This window comes from Streptomyces sp. NPDC031670 (genome assembly GCF_055580545.1).
On record NZ_JBVILC010000010.1, the window covers coordinates 230,787 to 248,385 of the forward strand.

At 72.4% G+C, this 17,599-nt stretch carries 19 protein-coding genes; 11 read left to right on the top strand and 8 right to left on the bottom strand.

Annotated features, from left to right (window positions below; all coding sequences use genetic code 11):
* The first annotated feature begins 194 nt into the window (after positions 1-194).
* The 6 genes from ACZ5ID_RS20915 to ACZ5ID_RS20940 all read left to right on the top strand — a co-directional run bounded on the left by ACZ5ID_RS20915 (position 195) and on the right by ACZ5ID_RS20940 (position 6,338).
* Positions 195-1,775: an ABC transporter ATP-binding protein gene (locus tag ACZ5ID_RS20915; RefSeq protein ID WP_468900018.1), complete on the top strand. Its 1,581-nt coding sequence runs from the start codon at positions 195-197 to the stop codon at positions 1,773-1,775.
* Positions 1,772-2,899 carry an ABC transporter permease gene (locus tag ACZ5ID_RS20920; RefSeq protein ID WP_468899895.1) on the top strand — a complete coding sequence of 376 codons (1,128 nt, stop codon included), beginning with the start codon at positions 1,772-1,774 and terminating at the stop codon, positions 2,897-2,899. Before ACZ5ID_RS20915 ends, ACZ5ID_RS20920 begins: the two co-directional genes overlap by 4 nt.
* Positions 2,896-4,182, top strand: a complete 1,287-nt coding sequence (locus ACZ5ID_RS20925) for an ABC transporter permease (RefSeq protein WP_468899898.1) — start codon at positions 2,896-2,898, stop codon at positions 4,180-4,182. Before ACZ5ID_RS20920 ends, ACZ5ID_RS20925 begins: the two co-directional genes overlap by 4 nt.
* Positions 4,179-4,601, top strand: coding sequence for a cytidine deaminase (locus ACZ5ID_RS20930; protein WP_468899901.1), 423 nt, complete (start codon positions 4,179-4,181; stop codon positions 4,599-4,601). The genes ACZ5ID_RS20925 and ACZ5ID_RS20930 overlap by 4 nt, the downstream gene beginning before the upstream one ends.
* 117 nt (positions 4,602-4,718) lie before the next feature.
* Positions 4,719-5,996, top strand: a complete 1,278-nt coding sequence (locus tag ACZ5ID_RS20935; protein WP_468899904.1) for a thymidine phosphorylase — start codon at positions 4,719-4,721, stop codon at positions 5,994-5,996.
* Between the two features lie 69 nt (positions 5,997-6,065).
* The gene (locus tag ACZ5ID_RS20940) at positions 6,066-6,338 is read left to right on the top strand and encodes an STAS domain-containing protein (RefSeq protein WP_468899907.1); all 273 of its coding nucleotides are present in this window, start codon (positions 6,066-6,068) and stop codon (positions 6,336-6,338) included.
* A 298-nt stretch (positions 6,339-6,636) separates the two neighbouring features.
* Here ACZ5ID_RS20940 and ACZ5ID_RS20945 read toward each other — a convergent pair whose 3' ends face one another.
* Positions 6,637-7,635: a sigma-70 family RNA polymerase sigma factor gene (locus ACZ5ID_RS20945; RefSeq protein ID WP_468899910.1), complete on the bottom strand. Its 999-nt coding sequence runs from the start codon at positions 7,633-7,635 to the stop codon at positions 6,637-6,639.
* An 83-nt stretch (positions 7,636-7,718) separates the two neighbouring features.
* Positions 7,719-9,008, bottom strand: a complete 1,290-nt coding sequence (locus tag ACZ5ID_RS20950; protein WP_468899913.1) for an MFS transporter — start codon at positions 9,006-9,008, stop codon at positions 7,719-7,721.
* A 120-nt stretch (positions 9,009-9,128) separates the two neighbouring features.
* Between ACZ5ID_RS20950 and ACZ5ID_RS20955 the strand changes: the two genes are divergently transcribed.
* On the top strand, positions 9,129-10,025 hold the full coding sequence (locus tag ACZ5ID_RS20955; protein WP_468899916.1) for a LysR family transcriptional regulator: 897 nt from the start codon (positions 9,129-9,131) through the stop codon (positions 10,023-10,025).
* Positions 10,026-10,031: 6 nt separating this feature from the next.
* Here ACZ5ID_RS20955 and ACZ5ID_RS20960 read toward each other — a convergent pair whose 3' ends face one another.
* On the bottom strand, positions 10,032-10,808 hold the full coding sequence (locus ACZ5ID_RS20960; protein ID WP_468899919.1) for a prolyl oligopeptidase family serine peptidase: 777 nt from the start codon (positions 10,806-10,808) through the stop codon (positions 10,032-10,034).
* A 114-nt stretch (positions 10,809-10,922) separates the two neighbouring features.
* On the opposite strand from ACZ5ID_RS20960, the gene ACZ5ID_RS20965 reads away from it, so the two are divergent.
* The 3 genes from ACZ5ID_RS20965 (at position 10,923) to ACZ5ID_RS20975 (ending at position 13,389) form a co-directional block, all read left to right on the top strand.
* Positions 10,923-12,077 (top strand): adenosine deaminase, encoded by a 1,155-nt coding sequence (locus ACZ5ID_RS20965; RefSeq protein ID WP_468899922.1) that lies wholly within the window; start codon positions 10,923-10,925, stop codon positions 12,075-12,077.
* A gap of 133 nt (positions 12,078-12,210) precedes the next feature.
* Positions 12,211-12,540 (top strand): ATP-binding protein, encoded by a 330-nt coding sequence (locus ACZ5ID_RS20970; RefSeq protein ID WP_468899925.1) that lies wholly within the window; start codon positions 12,211-12,213, stop codon positions 12,538-12,540.
* Positions 12,541-12,678: 138 nt separating this feature from the next.
* Positions 12,679-13,389, top strand: a complete 711-nt coding sequence (locus ACZ5ID_RS20975; protein WP_468899928.1) for a hypothetical protein — start codon at positions 12,679-12,681, stop codon at positions 13,387-13,389.
* 24 nt (positions 13,390-13,413) lie between these two features.
* On the opposite strand, the gene ACZ5ID_RS20980 is transcribed toward ACZ5ID_RS20975, so the two are convergent.
* Together ACZ5ID_RS20980 and ACZ5ID_RS20985 are read right to left on the bottom strand one after the other, a co-directional pair.
* The gene (locus tag ACZ5ID_RS20980; protein ID WP_468899931.1) at positions 13,414-13,614 is read right to left on the bottom strand and encodes a PspC domain-containing protein; all 201 of its coding nucleotides are present in this window, start codon (positions 13,612-13,614) and stop codon (positions 13,414-13,416) included.
* 95 nt (positions 13,615-13,709) lie between these two features.
* The gene (locus ACZ5ID_RS20985; RefSeq protein ID WP_468899933.1) at positions 13,710-14,249 is read right to left on the bottom strand and encodes a VanZ family protein; all 540 of its coding nucleotides are present in this window, start codon (positions 14,247-14,249) and stop codon (positions 13,710-13,712) included.
* Here ACZ5ID_RS20985 and ACZ5ID_RS20990 point away from each other — a divergent pair.
* Positions 14,235-14,411, top strand: a complete 177-nt coding sequence (locus ACZ5ID_RS20990) for a hypothetical protein (protein WP_468899934.1) — start codon at positions 14,235-14,237, stop codon at positions 14,409-14,411. The genes ACZ5ID_RS20985 and ACZ5ID_RS20990 overlap by 15 nt on opposite strands.
* 169 nt (positions 14,412-14,580) lie before the next feature.
* On the opposite strand, the gene ACZ5ID_RS20995 is transcribed toward ACZ5ID_RS20990, so the two are convergent.
* The 3 genes from ACZ5ID_RS20995 to afsQ1 are packed head-to-tail and all read right to left on the bottom strand — an operon-like array spanning position 14,581 to position 17,424.
* Entirely contained in the window at positions 14,581-15,216 is a 636-nt protein-coding gene (locus tag ACZ5ID_RS20995) for a hypothetical protein (RefSeq protein ID WP_468899936.1), read from the bottom strand.
* The gene (locus tag ACZ5ID_RS21000) at positions 15,213-16,703 is read right to left on the bottom strand and encodes an ATP-binding protein (RefSeq protein ID WP_468899938.1); all 1,491 of its coding nucleotides are present in this window, start codon (positions 16,701-16,703) and stop codon (positions 15,213-15,215) included. The genes ACZ5ID_RS20995 and ACZ5ID_RS21000 overlap by 4 nt, the downstream gene beginning before the upstream one ends.
* Positions 16,704-16,746: 43 nt before the next feature.
* Positions 16,747-17,424 carry a two-component system response regulator AfsQ1 gene (afsQ1, locus tag ACZ5ID_RS21005; RefSeq protein WP_406556669.1) on the bottom strand — a complete coding sequence of 226 codons (678 nt, stop codon included), beginning with the start codon at positions 17,422-17,424 and terminating at the stop codon, positions 16,747-16,749.
* Between the last annotated feature and the right edge of the window lie 175 nt (positions 17,425-17,599).

Genomic DNA, 17,599 nt, shown 5'->3' on the forward strand with positions numbered 1-17,599 from the left:
AGCCACCCGCCCTGTTCGGTGGGACGGCCCGATGGAGAGAAAAGAGAGGGGGGGGGGGGGGGGGGGGGGGGGCACCCCCCCCCCCCCCGAGCCCATAACGATGTGTCAACTCTACGCGCGTAGGCGGGAGTTGGCGCGCTAGCGTCACCACGCCCTCTGCCCCCACCCCCCTCCTTCTCGTAGGAGAGTGCGCCATCAACGCGTCCAGCCCTCCCGCCGTCGAACTGCGCGGCATCACCAAACGATTCCCCGGCGTCGTCGCCAACAAGGACATCGACATCACCGTCAAGAAGGGCACCGTCCATGCCCTCTGCGGTGAGAACGGTGCCGGCAAGTCGACCCTGATGAAGATCCTCTACGGCATGCAGAAGCCGGACGAGGGAACCATCACCGTCGACGGCGAGCAGGCGGCCTTCCACAGCCCCGCCGACGCCATCGCGCGCGGAATCGGCATGGTGCACCAGCACTTCATGCTCGCCGACAACCTCACCGTCCTGGAGAACGTGGTTCTCGGCGGCGAGAAGCTGTACGGCATCGGCGCCAAGGCCCGTAAGAAGATCAAGGAGATCTCGGACGCGTACGGCCTGAACGTGCGCCCCGACGTCCTCGTCGAGGACCTGGGTGTCGCGGACCGCCAGCGCGTGGAGATCCTCAAGGTCCTCTACCGCGGCGCGCGCACCCTCATCCTCGACGAGCCCACGGCCGTCCTGGTCCCGCAGGAGGTCGAGGCGCTCTTCGACAACCTGCGCGAGCTCAAGGCCGAGGGCCTGACCGTCATCTTCATCTCCCACAAGCTGGGCGAGGTGCTGAAGGTCGCCGACGACATCACCGTCATCCGGCGCGGTACGACGGTGGGCACCGCCGACCCGAAGAACACCACCTCCAAGCAGCTCGCCGAGCTGATGGTGGGCAGCGAGCTCCCGTCCCCGGAGACCCGCGAGTCGACCGTCACCGATGTGCCGATGCTGAAGGTCGCCGGGCTCCAGCTCGCCGCGACCGACCCCGACGGCGTGGTGCGCGACGTCCTGTCGAACGTCTCGTTCACCATCCACAAGGGCGAGGTCCTGGGCATCGCCGGTGTCGAGGGCAACGGCCAGGCCGAGCTCGTCGAGGCCATCATGGGCATGCGCGACCCGGACGGCGGTGTCATCACCCTCGACGGCGCCGACATCTCGCACGCGCCGACCCGCAAGCGCCGCGAGGGCGGCGTGGGCTACATCCCCGAGGACCGCCACCGCCACGGCCTGCTCCTGGAAGCCCCGCTGTGGGAGAACCGGATGCTCGGCCACATCACCGAGCGCCCCAACTCCAAGGGCGGCCTGCTCGACAACAGGGCGGCCCGGCTCGACACCGAGCGGATCGTGCGCGAGTACGACGTGCGCACCCCCGGCATCGACGTCACCGCGGCCTCGCTCTCCGGCGGCAACCAGCAGAAGCTGATCGTCGGCCGCGAGATGAGCCACACCCCCAAGCTGCTGATCGCCGCGCACCCCACCCGGGGCGTGGACGTCGGCGCGCAGGCGCAGATCTGGGACCAGATCCGCGAGGCCCGCCGCGAGGGCCTCGCGGTGCTGCTGATCTCCGCCGACCTGGACGAGCTGATCGGCCTGTCCGACACCCTGCGGGTGATGTACCGCGGCCGTCTGGTCGCGGACGCCGACCCCGCCACGATCACCCCCGAGGAACTCGGCTCCGCGATGACGGGTGCGGCCTCCGGCCACCTGGAACACGCTGAGGGCGAAGAGTCCGGTACGGACGGGGGAGAGGACCGATGAAGAAGCTCACCTCCAGGATCGACAAGGAGCGCCTGCTCCTCGCGGTCGCGGCCCCCGTGCTCGCGGTGGTCGCGGCGCTCGCCGTGACGGCCGTCGTCATCCTGATCACCGGCAAGAACCCGTTCACGGCCTTCAACGACATGCTGTCGTACGGCTCGGCCAGCGACAGCCAGATCTACATCCTGAACAAGGCCACCACGTACTACCTGGCGGGCATCGCGGTGGCCATCGGCTTCCGGATGAACCTGTTCAACATCGGTGTCGACGGTCAGTACCGCATGGCGGCGTTCTTCGCGGCCGTCGTCGGCGGTGCCATGACCCTGCCCGGCATCGTCGCCATCCCGCTGATGATCGTCGTGGCGATGCTCGTCGGCGCGATGTGGGCCGCCGTGGCGGGCATCCTCAAGGTGACCCGCGGCGTCAGCGAGGTCATCTCGACGATCATGCTCAACGCGATCGCCACCGCGATCATCGCGTATCTGATGCAGCCCGAGCGCCTGGGCCAGCTCGACTCGGCCGGCACCCTGGTCTCCACCAAGCCGCTGCCGAAGGACTCCTGGTTCTTCAGCATCGACACCGGTGCCGCGGGCACGCTGTGGGGCTTCATCTTCGTCGCCGTCCTCGCGGGCGTCGCCTACTGGTTCGTACTCGGCCGCACCCGCTTCGGCTTCGACCTGCGGGCCGTCGGCCAGTCCGAGTCCGCAGCCGCCGCCAGCGGTGTCAGCGTCAAGAAGATGGTCGCCACCAGCATGATCATCTCGGGCGCCGTGGCGGGCCTGGTCGGTCTGCCGACGCTCCTCAACGACAGCCACCAGTACGACAACAGCTTCCCGGTGGGCCTCGGCTTCACCGGTATCGCCATCGCGCTGCTCGGCCGCAACCACCCGGTCGGCATCGCTCTCGGCGCGCTCCTGTGGGGTTTCCTGGAGCGCACCACCAGCCACCTCGAGTTCATCGGCTTCGACAAGGAGATCCTCGGCGTGATCCAGGGCGTCATCGTCCTGTGCGTCGTCATCGCCTACGAAGTCGTCCGCCGCTACGGCCTGAAGCGCCAGCAGCAGCGCGTCGGCGCCGAGCTCGCGGCCCAGGCCGCCAAGTCCGACCAGCAGGAGGTGACGGCATGAGCGTCACGACCGACACGACCACGACCCCGCCTCCGGCCGGGGTCAAGCGGGGCAACCTCAAGCGCAAGGCCTCCCTCGCGCAGATCCTGCTGATCGTCGCGGGCGCCCTGCTCCTGGTCTCCGCCGTACGCATGATCACCGGCGCCGACCAGCTCACCTCCGGCGGCCAGATCAGCGCCGCCCTGGGCCTGGCCGTGCCGATCGGCCTCGCGGGCCTGGCGGGCCTGTGGTCCGAGCGGGCCGGCGTGGTCAACATCGGCCTCGAAGGCATGATGATCCTCGGCACCTTCGGCGCCGGCTGGGTCGGCTGGCAGTCCAGCCCCTGGCTCGGCCTGCTCGCGGGCGTCGGCTTCGGCGTCCTGGGCGGTCTCGTCCACGCGGTGGCCACCATCACCTTCGGCGTCGACCACATCGTCTCCGGTGTGGCCGTCAACCTGCTGGCACTCGGCGCCACCCAGTACATGGCGAAGCTCTTCTTCAACGAGGGCGACGCCGCGACCAAGGGCGGCAACCCCAAGCAGTCGCCGCCCTCGGAAGAGCTGCCCCACTTCACGGTTCCGGGGCTCTCCTCCGGCCTGCACTCGATCGAGAAGCACCACTGGTTCCTCGTCTCGGACCTGGCGGGCATCCTCGGCGGCCTGGTCACCAACGTCTCCTGGGTGACCGTGCTCGCGGTCGCGCTCTTCGTCGGCACCTGGTGGCTGCTGTGGAAGACCGCCTTCGGTCTGCGGCTGCGCTCCTGCGGCGAGAACCCGGTGGCCGCCGAGTCCCTCGGCGTCAACGTCTACTCGTACAAGTACGCGGCGGTCGCCGTCTCCGGCGGTCTCGCCGGTCTCGGCGGCGCGTTCCTGGCGCTGGTCACCTCGCACATCTACCTGGAGGGCCAGACCGGCGGGCGCGGCTACATCGGTCTCGCCGCGATGATCTTCGGCAACTGGCGGCCGGGCGGCCTCGCCATGGGCGCCGGCCTGTTCGGCTTCTCCGACGCCCTCCAGCTGCGCAACGGCGGCGAGACCGTCCACGCCCTGCTGCTGCTCCTGGTGGTCCTGCTCGGTCTGCTGGCGGCCTGGAAGGCGTACCGCAAGGCCGTGGTCCAGGCCGCGGTCAGCGCGGTGATCGCCGCGGTCATCCTCGTCTGGTACCTGATGACCGACACCGTGCCCAGCGACTTCGTCGGCGCCACGCCGTACATCGTCACCCTGCTCGTGCTGTCGCTCTCCGCGCAGCGCCTGCGGATGCCCAAGGCCGACGGCATGCGCTACCGCAAGGGCCAGGGCAAGTGACGCCGGACGCCCCGGGCGCCACCGCCGTCGACTGGGAGGCCCTGCGCGAGGCGGCCCGGGACGCCATGTCCCTGGCGTACGCCCCGTACTCGGGCTACCCGGTCGGCGCGGCGGCGCTCGTGGACGACGGGCGCACGGTCACCGGCTGCAACGTGGAGAACGCCTCCTACGGCCTCTCCCTGTGCGCCGAGTGCGGGCTCGTCTCGGCGCTGCGGCTCGGCGGCGGCGGGCGGCTGACGCACTTCGTGTGCGTCGACGGCCACGGCGCCGCCCTGGTGCCCTGCGGACGCTGCCGCCAGCTGCTCTTCGAGCACGGCGGACCGGAACTCCTGCTGGAGACCCCGGACGGCATCCTGCCGCTGTCCGCGATGCTCCCGCAGGCCTTCGGGCCGGACCACCTCACGCGGGACCCCAAGTAACCACCGCGGCCCCTCCGTTGCTGATCAGCCGGGGAGGGGCCGCATCCGTCAGACCTCTCTATGCGCGTAGAGTCGCGTATACCGTACGGACGAACCGCACTTGCCGGAAGGAATGCCATGGACGTCATCTCCGTCATCCGCACCAAGCGAGACCGGGGCGAGCTGAGCCCGGAGCAGATCGACTGGGTCATCGACGCCTACACCCGGGGTGTCGTCGCCGACGAGCAGATGTCCGCCCTCGCCATGGCGATCCTGCTCAACGGGATGAACCGTACGGAGATCGCCCGCTGGACCGCCGCGATGATCGCGTCCGGCGAGCGCATGAACTTCGACGCGCTCTCGCGCCCCACCGCCGACAAGCACTCCACCGGCGGCGTCGGCGACAAGATCACGCTGCCGCTCGCCCCGCTGGTCGCCGCGTGCGGCGCGGCCGTGCCGCAGCTCTCGGGCCGGGGCCTCGGCCACACCGGCGGCACCCTGGACAAGCTGGAGTCCATCCCCGGCTGGCGCGCGCTGCTCTCCAACGAGGAGATGCTGAACGTCCTGGACACCACCGGCGCCGTCATCTGCGCGGCGGGCGACGGCCTGGCCCCCGCCGACAAGAAGCTCTACGCGCTGCGCGATGTGACCGGCACCGTCGAGGCCATCCCGCTGATCGCCTCCTCGATCATGTCGAAGAAGATCGCCGAGGGCACCGGCTCGCTGGTCCTCGACGTCAAGGTCGGCACCGGCGCCTTCATGAAGACCATCGAGGACGCCCGCGAGCTCGCCTCCACCATGGTCGCGCTCGGCACCGACAGCGGCGTGAAGACCGTCGCCCTGCTCACCGACATGTCCACCCCGCTCGGCCTCACCGCGGGCAACGCCCTCGAAGTGCGCGAGTCCGTCGAGGTGCTGGCCGGTGGCGGCCCCAGGGACGTCGTCGACCTCACCCTGGCGCTCGCCCGCGAGATGCTGGACGCCGCCGGGATCAAGGACGCCGACCCCGAGAAGGCCCTCGCCGACGGCTCGGCCATGGACGTGTGGCGCCGGATGATCGCGGCCCAGGGCGGCGACCCGGACGCGACCCTGCCGGTCGCCCGCGAGCAGCACGTCGTCACCGCCCCCAGCTCGGGCGTGCTGACCCGCCTCGACGCGTACGACATCGGCGTCGCCGCCTGGCGCCTGGGCGCCGGCCGGGCCCGCAAGGAGGACCCGGTGCAGGCCGGCGCGGGCATCGAGCTGCACGCCAAGCCGGGCGACACGGTGACGGCGGGTCAGCGGCTGCTCACCCTGCACACGGACACGCCGGAGAAGTTCGACTACGCCCTCCAGACGCTGGGTGCCTCGTACGACATCGCGCCGGCGGGCACCGCGTTCACCGCGAACCCCATCGTGCTGGACCGCATCGCCTGACACCCGCTCCGTCCCGCGCGGACCCGCCCCGGCCGATGACTTTCCCGGCCGGGGCGGGTCTGTCCGCATGTGAACCCCACACAACCCGCGCTCCTCGTCCTCCGGTCGCCGATGGCCCTCGCCGACGTCCCGTCGCTGTGCGCGCGGCTGCGGGCGCTGTACGCGGCCGGGGCGCGCGAGGTGGTGTGCGATGTGGGGGGTCTGGTGCGGGCGGATCTGGCGGCCGTGGAGGCGGTGGCCCGGCTCCGGCTGACCGCGCGCCGGGCGGGCGGCCGGTTGTCGCTGCGCGGGGCTGGGCCGGGGTTGACGGCGCTGCTGCACCTCGCGGGGCTGACGGAGTGACTGTCCTGTCGCGCCCGGTCTTTGTCCGCGGGTGGGTGGTGGGTCGCTCGCGCAGTTCCCCGCGCCCCTTGTGTGCCTGGTTGTTTGTCTGCGGGCGGGTGGTGGGCTGGTCGCGCAGTTCCCCGCGCCCCTGATCGGCCCGGACTTCGTCCGCAGGCCGGTGGCCGGTTGCTCGCGCAGTTCCCCGCGCCCCTCAAAGCCCGTGGCTGAGCCGGGTTTTCCGGCCGAGGCCGACTACCAAGGGGCGCGGGGAACTGCGCGAGCAACCCCCACTCACCCGCAGATGAACCCCCCGCCCTCACCCCTCCCCGAGCGTCGGCGGCAGGCCGAACATCGGGAACCACCGCGCCGTGTCCAGGAACGCGTTGAGGCCGACTATCTTTCCGTCGGCGATCTCCACCACCTGGAGCGCCCACGGCTCGTGCCGCCCCCCGGGCCCGCTCGGCCGGTACTGCCCGAACGCGGGCGTCCCGTTGGCGACCGTGGGGACGAGGCGCGAGCCCCGGCAGTCGGCCCCGGGGCCCACATGCCACGCCACGATGTCCTCGGGGCCGCGCAGCCACAGGTCGTACGGCGGCATCGACAGCGTCGCGTCCTCGTGCAGCAGGGACGTCAGGGCCGACATGTCGTACCCCTCGAACGCCGCCACATAGCGGGCCAGGAGCTTCTGCTGCTCCTCGTCGAGGGGGTCCGCCGCGTCCGAGGCGCGCGGCTCCGACTCCGCCAGCGTCGCACGGGCCCGCTGGAGCGCGCTGTTGACCGACGCCACCGTGGTGCCGAGCAGCTCGGCCACCTCGCTCGCCTTCCAGGCGAGCACCTCGCGCAGGATGAGCACCGCCCGCTGCTTGGGCGGCAGATGCTGGAGCGCCGCGACGAAGGCGAGCCGCACGCTCTCGCGCGCGACCGCCGTCTCGGCCGGGTCGTCCACCGCCGTCGGCAGCACCCGCGCGTCCGGCACCGGCTCCAGCCAGGTGACCTCGGGGCGCGAGCGCAGCACGGCCGAGGACGCCGTCTGCGGGGCCGTGAGGTCCATCGGGCGGGCCCGCTTGCCGCCGGCGGTCAGCATGTCCAGGCAGACGTTGGTCGCGATCCGGTAGAGCCAGGACCGCAGGGACGAGCGGCCCTCGAACTTCTCGTAACCACGCCACGCCCGCACCAGCGTGTCCTGTACCGCGTCCTCCGCCTCGAAGGCCGAGCCGAGCATCCGGTAGCAGTACCCCGTCAGCTCGGTCCGGTGCTGCTCCAGACGGGAGTCGAGGTCCGTCGCCGCCGCCGGATCCGCCGTCAGATCACCCATCGCGTCCACCCCAGATCGCCCATGTGCTCCAGCTCTTCGGAAGCTACAGGAGCCCACTGACAATCGCGCATCGGGCGGACGTATCAGCAGGTCACACGGGGTGTGGCAAGGCGCGTCGCGGCCCGGCGCCGCTCGGTGCGGGCGGCGTGGCTGCCGTACAGCGTCACCGAGACGACGCCGAGGACGGCGAGCAGGCCGAGCAGGACCGTGGCGGGCCAGCCGCCGGAGTGGAAGGCGACCGCGCCGAGCGTGCCGCCCGCGCTGCTGCCCAGGTAGTACGCGGACTGGTAGAGCGCCGACGCCTGGGCGCGGCCCGTCTTCGCGGTGCGGCTCACCGAGGAGGAGGCGACCGCGTGGCCCGCGAAGAAGCCCGCGGTGATCAGGACCAGGCCCGCCAGGACCGCCGCCAGCGAGTCGAGCAGGCTCAGCACCAGACCGGCGGCCGTGGTGGACACGGCCAGGTACAGCGCGCCCCGGCGGCCGAGCCGGGCCACCAGCTGCCCGGCGCCCGCCGAGGAGACCGTACCGACCAGGTAGACCAGGAAGATCGAGCCGACCACGCCCTGCGGGAGGTGGAAGGGCGCGGCGGTGAGCCGGTAGCCGATCACGGTGTAGACGGCGCCGAAGACCGTCATGAACAGCGCGCCGATCGCGTACAGGCGCACCAGCAGCGGGTCCGCGAGGTGGCCGCGCACGGTGGCGGCCAGCGCGCGCGGGTCCAGGGGCGCGGCCCGGAAGTGGCGCGACTTCGGCAGCAGCAGCCGGAACGCCACCGCGCACCCGGCGGCCAGCAGCCCGACCGCCGCCAGCGCCGCGCGCCAGCCCCAGGCCTGGGCCACCCAGCCGGTCAGGATCCGGCCGCTCATGCCGCCGATGGAGTTGCCCGCGACGAACAGGCCGATCGCCGCGACCAGCGCCTTGGGCCGTACCTCCTCGGCCAGGTAGGCCATGGCGGAGGCGGGCAGTCCGGCCAGGGCCGCGCCCTGGACCGCCCGCAGCGCCACCAGCCAGCCGACGGTGGGCGCGAACGGGACGAGCAGCCCCACGCCGACCGCGACCGCCAGTGAGACCGTCATCGTCCGGGACCGCCCGAACCGCTCGGACACCGCGCTCAGCGGCAGTACGCACAGCGCCAGCGCGCCGGTCGCCGCCGACACGGTCCAGCTCGCCGCGGAGGCCGACACCCCCAGGTCGCCCGAGATCAGCGGGAGCAGGGCCTGGGTGGAGTACAGGAGGGCGAAGGTGGCGACCCCGGCCGCGAAGAGCGCGAAGCTCATCCGGCGGTAGCCGGGAGCACCCGGGGAGAGCTGGTCGGGGGACGGCGCGGTGGAGGCACCCACGGTGGCGGGTGCCCCGGTACTGGCGGGAGGCATGGTTCGACCGTAGGCCCGGGAAGATTCATGCGTCCAATGCGTGGAGGGCGCATAATCGTTCCACGTACGCATAAGCACAGCTCAGGCGGGTGTCTGTCATTGAACAGTAACGAAGAAGACATGGTCGCGGTACTCGCGCCCCGCCTCGCGTACTTCGCCGCGGTCGCCCGGCACGAGCACGTCACGCGTGCGGCGCAGGAGCTCGGTGTGCCCCAGTCGACGCTGTCGCGCGCGATGGTGCGGCTCGAAGAGGACCTGGGCGTCACCCTGTTCGCCCGCCGGGGCCGCACCGTCTCGCTGACCCCGGCCGGGCGCACCTTCCTCGGCTCGGCCGAGCGCGCCCTCGCGGAGGTCGGGCGGGCCGCCGAGTCGGTGCGGGCCGACGCGGACCCGGCGACGGGCAAGGTCGCCTTCGGCTTCCTGCACACCATGGGCTCCGAGACCGTCCCCGGACTCATCCGGGCCTTCCGCGTCACCCACCCCCGGGTGCGCTTCACGCTGGTGCAGAACTACGGCGAGGCCATGATCGAGCGGCTGCGCGCCGGGGACCTCGACCTCTGCCTCACCTCGCCGGTGCCCGACGCTCCCGACCTGGTGGGCCGGCGCCTGGACGAGCAGCGGCTGCGTCTGGTCGTCCCCGACGACCACCGCCTCGCGGCCCGCAAGCGGGTGCGGCTCGCGGAGGCGGCCGAGGAGACGTTCGTGACCCTGGAGCCCGGTTACGGGCTGCGGCGCATCACGGACGACCTGTGCGCCCGGGCCGGGTTCACGCCCCGGGTCGCCTTCGAGGGCGAGGAGGCGGAGACCCTGCGCGGCCTGGTGGCGGCGGGCCTGGGTGTGGCCCTGCTGCCACCGCCCGCGGTGGCCCGCCCGGGCGTGGTCGAGCTGACGGTGACGGCGCCCCGGGCCGTCCGCGAGATCGGGGTGGCCTGGCTCGACGGCCACCCCGACACCCCGCCGGTGGCCGCCTTCAAGGCGTTCCTGCTGTCGCGGCGCGGGCAGTTGCTGCCGGTGTGAGCGCCCCTACCGCCGCCGCTGTCCGCCGAGCGACTTCCCGAAGCCGGCCGCCAGCGGCATCCGCAGCCCCAGCGGCGGCGGGGCGGCGAGGGCGTCCGCGACGGGACGCGCGTACGCGTGCGCGAAGAGCGAGCCCTGCACGAAGTCGGCCGCCAGCGCCAGGACTTCCGTCCGGTGCTGGCGCAGCCCGTGCCCGTCGGAGTGGACCTCGAAGCGGCAGGTGTCGCGGTTGGTCTTCTTCGCGCGCGTGGCGAGCCGGAACGACAGCTCCGGGTCGCAGCGCGCGTCATTGGTGCCGTGCACGATCAGCACCCGCCGCCCCACCAGCTGCTTCACCGGTTCCGGCTCGGCCGCCACGTCCTCCTCCGGCAGCCAAGGGGCCAGCGCCAGCACGCAGTCGACGGCCTCGTGCCCCGCGGCGCGCAGCGCCGCCCGCCCGCCCATCCCGTGTCCGGCCAGGCACACCGGCACGTCCCCGTACCGCCGCCCCACCTCGTCCGCGGCCCACTCGGCGTCCGCCGCGAGCCGGGCGTCACCGCCGTTCCAGCCCCGGCCCCGGTAGCGCACCAGATGGGCCACCAGTCCGTCGTCGCGCCCCGCGCGGGCCAGCCGCCGTGCCAGCGGCAGTGCCGCGGCGTACGCGAGGGGGGAGGGGCGGCGCGCCGAGACGGGATCGCCGTCCGGCAGCACCAGCACCACACCGCCGACCGAGGAGCCGGCGCCGGTCGCGCCGACGGCCCGTCCGAGCCGGGCAGCAGGCAGGGAAGTCGCATGCTGTGCCATGGCAGAACAGTCTCAGAAGCCGAGGTGTACTCCACCCGTCCGCGCGGTCACTGTTACGTATCGGCAACCGGGCGACTCCCGGTGATCTACGCGCGTAGGGGCTAGCATGCGCAGATGACGAGCCAGACCACCGACGTACCGACCCCGGACCAGATCCGCCGCGCCCCGAAGGTGCTGCTCCACGACCACCTCGACGGCGGTCTGCGTCCTGGCACCATCATCGAGATCGCCGAACAGACCGGGTACACCAACCTGCCCGAGACCGAGGCCGACAAGCTCGGCATCTGGTTCCGGGAAGCCGCCGACTCCGGTTCCCTGGAGCGGTATCTGGAGACCTTCGCGCACACCTGCGCCGTCATGCAGACCCGCGACGCGCTCTTCCGCGTCGCCGCCGAGTGCGCCGAGGACCTGGCGCAGGACGGTGTCGTCTACGCCGAGGTGCGGTACGCGCCGGAGCAGCACCTGGAGAACGGGCTGACCCTCCAGGAGGTCGTGGAGGCCGTCAACGAGGGCTTCCGGGAGGGCGAGCGCCGGGCCCGCGCCGACGGCAACCGCATCCGCGTCGGGGCGCTGCTGACCGCCATGCGGCACGCCGCCCGCGCCCTGGAGATCGCCGAACTCGCCAACTCCTACCGGGACTCGGGCGTCGTCGGCTTCGACATCGCGGGCGCGGAGGCGGGCTTCCCGCCCACCCGCCACCTGGACGCGTTCGAGTATCTGAAGCGGGAGAACAACCACTTCACCATCCACGCGGGCGAGGCCTTCGGCCTGCCGTCGATCTGGCAGGCGCTCCAGTGGTGCGGCGCCGACCGGCTCGGCCACGGGGTGCGGATCATCGACGACATCGAGGTCGCCGAGGACGGCACCGTGAAGCTGGGGCGGCTCGCCGCGTACGTGCGGGACAAGCGCGTCCCGCTGGAGATGTGCCCGACCTCCAACCTCCAGACGGGCGCCGCCGCTTCGTACGCCGAACACCCGATCGGGCTGCTGCGCCGGCTCCACTTCCGGGCCACGGTCAACACCGACAACCGGCTGATGAGCGGCACCAGCATGAGCCAGGAGTTCGAGCACCTGAACGAGGCATTCGGCTACACGCTCGACGACATGCAGTGGTTCACCGTCAATGCGATGAAATCAGCGTTCATTCCTTTCGACGAACGCCTCGCCATGATCAACGACGTCATCAAGCCCGGTTACGCCGAGCTGAAATCCGAATGGCTGTTCAAGCAGACCGCCGCGACCAGCGGTTCCACCTCTCCGATGGGCTGATCGGGAAAATCGTCCGCACGGCCGGGAGCGCAATTCCCGGCCGTTTCCCGTGGTTTCACGTGTTTGCGGGTCGAGCGGCGGTCTGACTAGCTTGCAGAGCCGCTCACATCCCCTTCCCTAGGATGAATCCCAGATGAAGCAGTCTGCCGTCAAGACGCTCGGTGCCGCCGCTGTCGGTGTCGCCTTCGCCGCCGCTGCCGCCGGTACGGCCTCCGCCGCGCCCGCCGTGGCCGGAGTTCCCGAGCTCCCCGCCCTCTCCGGCCTGACCAAGACGCTGCCCGTCGAGGGTGTCGCCAAGACGCTCCCGAAGGGTGCCTCGCAGTCGCTGACCGCCGGTCAGCACGCCCTGGGCAAGGGCGCGTCCGCGCCGGCCGGTGCGGACCCGGTGGGCGGCCTCCTGGGCGGCCTGCCCACCGGCAGCCTGCCGCTCGGCGGCGCCGGCCTGCCCGCCCTCGGGGGCTGATGGCAGGAACGTGCCGCCTGCCGGTGCGTGGAGGCGTTGTGGCGGGGCGCACATCCGGTCGCGGGTGTGCGCCCCGCCGCGTCTGTGCCAGGATCGCGGCTCGTACGCGGACAACTGACAGGTGAGTAGAATTCCACGATGCGTGTGAAGGCGACTGGACTCGCCGTGCTGTCGGCGTCGGCGCTCCTCCTCACCGCCGCGTGCGGCTCGGGCGGTGCCCCGGACGACAAGGCCGCCGCGCGCGCCTCCCACGCCTCCTCGCCCTCGCCGGCCACCGCCCTCCAGCGGGCGGCCCTCGCCCAGGGCGACGTGCCCGGCTACCAGGTCTCCGCCGACACCACCGCCCAGGGCCGGACCCGTCCGCAGGCCGACCGCCCCCGGTGCCAGCCGCTCGCCGACGTCATGGGCGACCAGCCGAACCCCCGGGCCCGCGAGACCGTCAACCGGGGCCTGGGCTCGCAGCGCAGGCTCGGCCTCGCGGTCGCGGCGTCGCTCAGTACGTACACGCGCGCCGACGCCGGGAAACTGGTGAGGGACCTGCGGGCGGCGGTCGCCGCCTGCCCCGGCTTCAAGGTCGATCTGGGCGCCACGACCTCCACGTACGCGCGCGTGACGGCGCGGCCGTACCGGATCGGCGGCGACGAGTCGGTGAGCTGGTCCGCGTCGTCCACCCAGGTGGGCGTGGAGACGCCGGTCCACATCGTCGTGGTGCGGCGCGGCCCGACGATCGTGCGGTTCATGACGATCAACCTGGGCGCGCCGGCCAGGGACGGGGTGCAGGAACTGGTGGAGGTGCCGAGGGACGTGGCGGACAAGCAGCTGGAGAAGGTGCGCCGGGTGCTGGGCTGAGCCCCGGCGGGGGTGCGGCCTCAATCACCAGGCCGGGCGCTGGGACCTCTCGTTGGGGACGAGGATCCACAGGGCGAGGTAGAGCAGGAACTGCGGGCCGGGCAGCAGGCATGAGAGTACGAAGATCACGCGCATGGTGGTGGCGGAGGTGCCGAAGCGCCGTGCCAGCGCGGCGCACACCCCGCCGATCATGCGTCCGTCGCGGGGGCGGGCAAGGGCGGCCATGGTGACTCCTTCGGGCTGAGGCCGGTGCCGTGTCGTTCGGCACCTCGTCGTTCGCTACCTCGACCCTGCCGCCCCGAACGGGGCAAAGCGTCGGACTACGGGGCGATCCCGACCCTGGGAATCGTCGGGGTACGACCCTGAGCCGCCGCCGGTACGCGCCGGTCGCACCCCTGACGCCGCCGCAGCGCGAGGCGCCCGGCCGGCACGACGGCGATATGGGCGAAGGCGGCCCCCGCGGTGTTCAGGAGCAGCGCGTCCACGTCGGCGACCTGGCCGGGCACGGACGTCTGCAACAGGGCGATGCCGAGGGAGACGAGGGCCGCGGCGGCGGTCGTACGGAGGAGGGAGGCGACGGGGGAGACGTCGAGCCGCCCGCCGACGAGGGGGAACAGCACGCCGAGCGGGGCGAGCAGCAGCAGGCCCTGCCCGATCCGGCTCACCGCCTCGACCCAGCCGAGCGCCAGGTCGGCACGGATGCCGGCGAGCGGGGTGAGGTTGGGCGCGGTCACCCACATGACGTCGCGGGGCCGCAGGGTGAGACACGCGACGAGCGCCAGATGCGCGAGAAGAAGAGCGCAGCCCGCCACGCGGAACCGGCTGACGGGGGGGTTGCCCAGGGCATGACGCTGTTGCACATGGGCGAGGACGCGCGGGGGCGCGCGAACGGTTCCGGCCCGGGGTTCGTCTACGGCCGGGGCCGGTGGTGGCTGGTCGCGCAGTTCCCCGCGTCCCTGTTTGGCCGGGGGTTCGTCTGCGGGCGGGTGGTGGGCTGGTCGCGCAGTTCCCCGCGCCCCTGAAAGGGGCCTGCGGCCCCTCAGGGCGGGACTCCGCGTCCCGGAGGGCGCCCCCCGGCCCCGGGGCGGCTCAGTGTGCTGTCCCGGATGCGCCGGTCCACCCAGGGGCGCGGGGAACTGCGCGACCAGCCACCACCCCGCCCGCAGACGAACCCCGGGCCCCACGCAGGGCTCAGGGAGCGGGCGGGGTGGGGGAGCGCAGTGCATCCCCCAACGTCGGCACCGCGTCCGGGCGCGACTTCATCTCCCCCGTGCACGCGTACGCCCGCGCGGGATCCTCCCCCGGCCCCCCGAGCACCACCCGCGCCCCCGACGACACCGGCGTGTTCTCCGCGTACGTGCACACGATCTGCGACAGCGCGAGCGCGGGCAGATCCTCGGGGCGCCGGCTCAGCCGCAGCGCCCCCGCCGGATCGCCGCCGCGCGCGGCCGTCACCGTCAGCGGTCCCCGTACATCCGTCGTGTAGCCCGCCGCCTTCTCGTCCCCCGACGGCGTGACCTCCAGCTCGCTGAGCAGCGCCTCCGCGAACCGCAGGCGGTCGGCCGAGGGCCGGCCCTCGGGGATCCGCACCGACCGCTGGGCCGACACCAGCTGCGCCCCGCACACCAGGTAGACCCGGACCGTCACGCCCTCGAACTGCGGGGAGACCGGGTTCTCGGGGTTCCCCGGGTTCCCCGGCACCTCGCACGGCACCCGCGAGGGAGCGGGCCCGGCGTCCACCGGGACCGCGGTGGGCCGGATGCCGCACCCCGTGGCGGCGGCGCCGAGCGCGAGGAGGGCCAGCGCCCCGCCGAGAAGCCGCCTCACGCCTCCTCACCCCCGTCCCGCGGCAGCCGCAGCACGAACACCGCCCCGCCCTCGGGCGAGTTCTCGGCGGTGATGTCACCGCCGTGGATGTGGGCGTTCTCCATCGCGATGGACAGACCGAGACCGCTGCCCTCCGACCGCGGCCGGGACGCGCTCGCCTTGTAGAAGCGGTCGAACACGTGCGGCAGCACCTCCTCCGGGATGCCGGGCCCGTGGTCCCGTACCGCGATCACCAGTTCCTCGCCCTCCACCCGCACCGACACCCGTACCGGAGAGCCGCCGTGCTTGAGCGCGTTCCCGATCAGGTTGGCCAGGATCACGTCCAGCCGGCGCGGGTCGAGCCGCGCCATGATGCCGCGTTCGGCGTCCAGGTCCACCGCGTCCAGCCACGCCCGCGCGTCGATGCACGCGGTGATCTGGTCGGCGATGTCGACGTTGTCGAGGACGAGCCGGGCCGTACCGGCGTCGAAGCGCGTGACCTCCATCAGGTTCTCGACCAGGACGTTGAGCCGGCGCGTCTCGGAGACCACCAGCTGCACGGCGGGCGCGATCATCGGGTCGAGGCTGTCCGCCTCGTCCTCCAGGACCTCGGTGACGGCCGTCAGCGCGGTCAGCGGCGTCCGCAGCTCGTGCGACATGTCCGCCACGAACCGCCGGCTCGCCTCCTCCCGCGCGCTCATGTCGCTGACCTTCTTCTCCAGGCTCTCGGCCGTCTTGTTGAACGTCCGCGACAGATCGGCCAGTTCGTCCGTGCCCGAGACCCGCAGCCGGGTGTCGAGCTTGCCCTCGCCGAGCTGGCGGGCCGCGTCACCGAGCCGCTGCACCGGCCGCAGCACGGTCGTCGCGGCGGCCTGCGCGAGCAGCGCGGAGCCGAGCAGCGCGAGCCCGGTGGCGATGCCGAGCGACCAGGCCAGCGAGTTGAGGTCCTGCCGCTCCTGGTCGAGCGAGGCGAGCATGTACCCGGTCGCGCCACCACCGATGATCTTCGTCCCGCCCACCAGGTACGGCTTGCCGCGCAGCGTCCTGCGCTGCCAGAACAGGTGGTACGGATAGGAGTTGCTGTCGGTGACCTTCTGCTTCTTGTCCACCGCCTCCTGGAGCGAGGCCGGCACGTCGTCGAGGGTGAAGCGGTCCACGTCGGACGCCCCCACGATCGGCTTGCCCGGGTCGCGCTGGTCCACCAGGAGCACCTGGTACCCGGAGCTGACGTGGTAGCCGGAGCGGCTGCTCGCCGCCATCTGCTGGGCGGTCGTCTGCAGATCGTGGGCGGTGGGCCGCAGCGGCAGCGAGGCCGCCCGGTTCTGCATCTCCTGCCGGAAGTCGCCGAGCGCCGCGTCCTGGGTCCGTACGAGCACGGCCTCCCGGTTGAGCCAGTACGCGATCCCCGACGCGGAGACGGCGGCGGTCAGCGCGACCAGCGCGAACACGACGACCAGACGCAGACGCAGACTGGTCCAGCGGAGGCCGGCGAGTATCGCCTTCTTCACGTTCCGAATCGCTGCTTTCTTGGGTTCGCCCGCGCAGGCGGGGTCAGGACGGGGTGTCGAGGCGGTAACCCACCCCGCGCACCGTGCGGATCAGCGAGGGCGACGACGGTACGTCCTCGACCTTGGCCCGCAACCGCTGCACACACGCGTCGACCAGGCGGGAGTCGCCCAGGTAGTCGTGCTCCCACACCAGGCGCAGCAACTGCTGGCGGGAGAGCGCCTGCCCGGGGCGGCGGCTCAGCTCCAGGAGCAGGCGCAGCTCGGTGGGCGTCAGTTGCAGGTCCTCGCCGTTCTTGGTGACCGTCATCGCGGCCCGGTCGATCACCACGTTGCCGAAGGTCGCGGAGTCGGTGGCCTCGCGCTCGCCGCGCCGCAGCACCGCCCGGATGCGGGCGTCCAGCACCCGTCCCTGCACCGGCTTGACCACGTAGTCGTCGGCGCCGGACTCCAGGCCCACGACCACGTCGATGTCGTCGCTGCGCGCGGTCAGCAGAATGATCGGCAGCTGGTCGGTGCGCCGGATACGGCGGCACACCTCGAAGCCGTCGATCCCGGGCAGCATGACGTCCAGCACGACCAGATCCGGCCGCTGCTCACGGAGCAGCTTCAGGCCGTCCTCTCCCGTCGCCGCGGTGGCCACACGGTGGCCCTGGCGGGACAGGGAGAGTTCGAGCGCCGTGCGGATGGCGTCGTCGTCCTCGATCAGCAACAGGAAAGGCACGGAGGTCATTCTGACCCATGGGGGAGCGGAGTTCGACCTTCCGTGGACATCGCCCCCTTTCCCCCACACCCGGCCCGCTGTGACAGGCCTGTGACAGTCGTCGGACACCGCGATGAAACTGGCCCGGCAGAGTCTTCCTCGTACCGACCGGAACAAGACTCCACCGACGGGGGGC

Excerpts from the sequence above, each read along its gene's own strand:
- ACZ5ID_RS20920 (WP_468899895.1), top strand. The coding sequence starts at position 1,772 with ATGAAGAAGCTCACCTCCAGGATCGACAAGGAGCGCCTGCTCCTCGCG.
- ACZ5ID_RS20925 (WP_468899898.1), top strand. The coding sequence starts at position 2,896 with ATGAGCGTCACGACCGACACGACCACGACCCCGCCTCCGGCCGGGGTC.
- ACZ5ID_RS20935 (WP_468899904.1), top strand. The coding sequence starts at position 4,719 with ATGGACGTCATCTCCGTCATCCGCACCAAGCGAGACCGGGGCGAGCTG.
- ACZ5ID_RS20945 (WP_468899910.1), bottom strand. The coding sequence starts at position 7,635 with ATGGGTGATCTGACGGCGGATCCGGCGGCGGCGACGGACCTCGACTCC.
- ACZ5ID_RS20950 (WP_468899913.1), bottom strand. The coding sequence starts at position 9,008 with ATGCCTCCCGCCAGTACCGGGGCACCCGCCACCGTGGGTGCCTCCACC.
- ACZ5ID_RS20955 (WP_468899916.1), top strand. The coding sequence starts at position 9,129 with ATGGTCGCGGTACTCGCGCCCCGCCTCGCGTACTTCGCCGCGGTCGCC.
- ACZ5ID_RS20960 (WP_468899919.1), bottom strand. The coding sequence starts at position 10,808 with ATGGCACAGCATGCGACTTCCCTGCCTGCTGCCCGGCTCGGACGGGCC.
- ACZ5ID_RS20965 (WP_468899922.1), top strand. The coding sequence starts at position 10,923 with ATGACGAGCCAGACCACCGACGTACCGACCCCGGACCAGATCCGCCGC.
- ACZ5ID_RS20970 (WP_468899925.1), top strand. The coding sequence starts at position 12,211 with ATGAAGCAGTCTGCCGTCAAGACGCTCGGTGCCGCCGCTGTCGGTGTC.
- ACZ5ID_RS20975 (WP_468899928.1), top strand. The coding sequence starts at position 12,679 with ATGCGTGTGAAGGCGACTGGACTCGCCGTGCTGTCGGCGTCGGCGCTC.
- ACZ5ID_RS20980 (WP_468899931.1), bottom strand. The coding sequence starts at position 13,614 with ATGGCCGCCCTTGCCCGCCCCCGCGACGGACGCATGATCGGCGGGGTG.
- ACZ5ID_RS20990 (WP_468899934.1), top strand. The coding sequence starts at position 14,235 with ATGACGCTGTTGCACATGGGCGAGGACGCGCGGGGGCGCGCGAACGGT.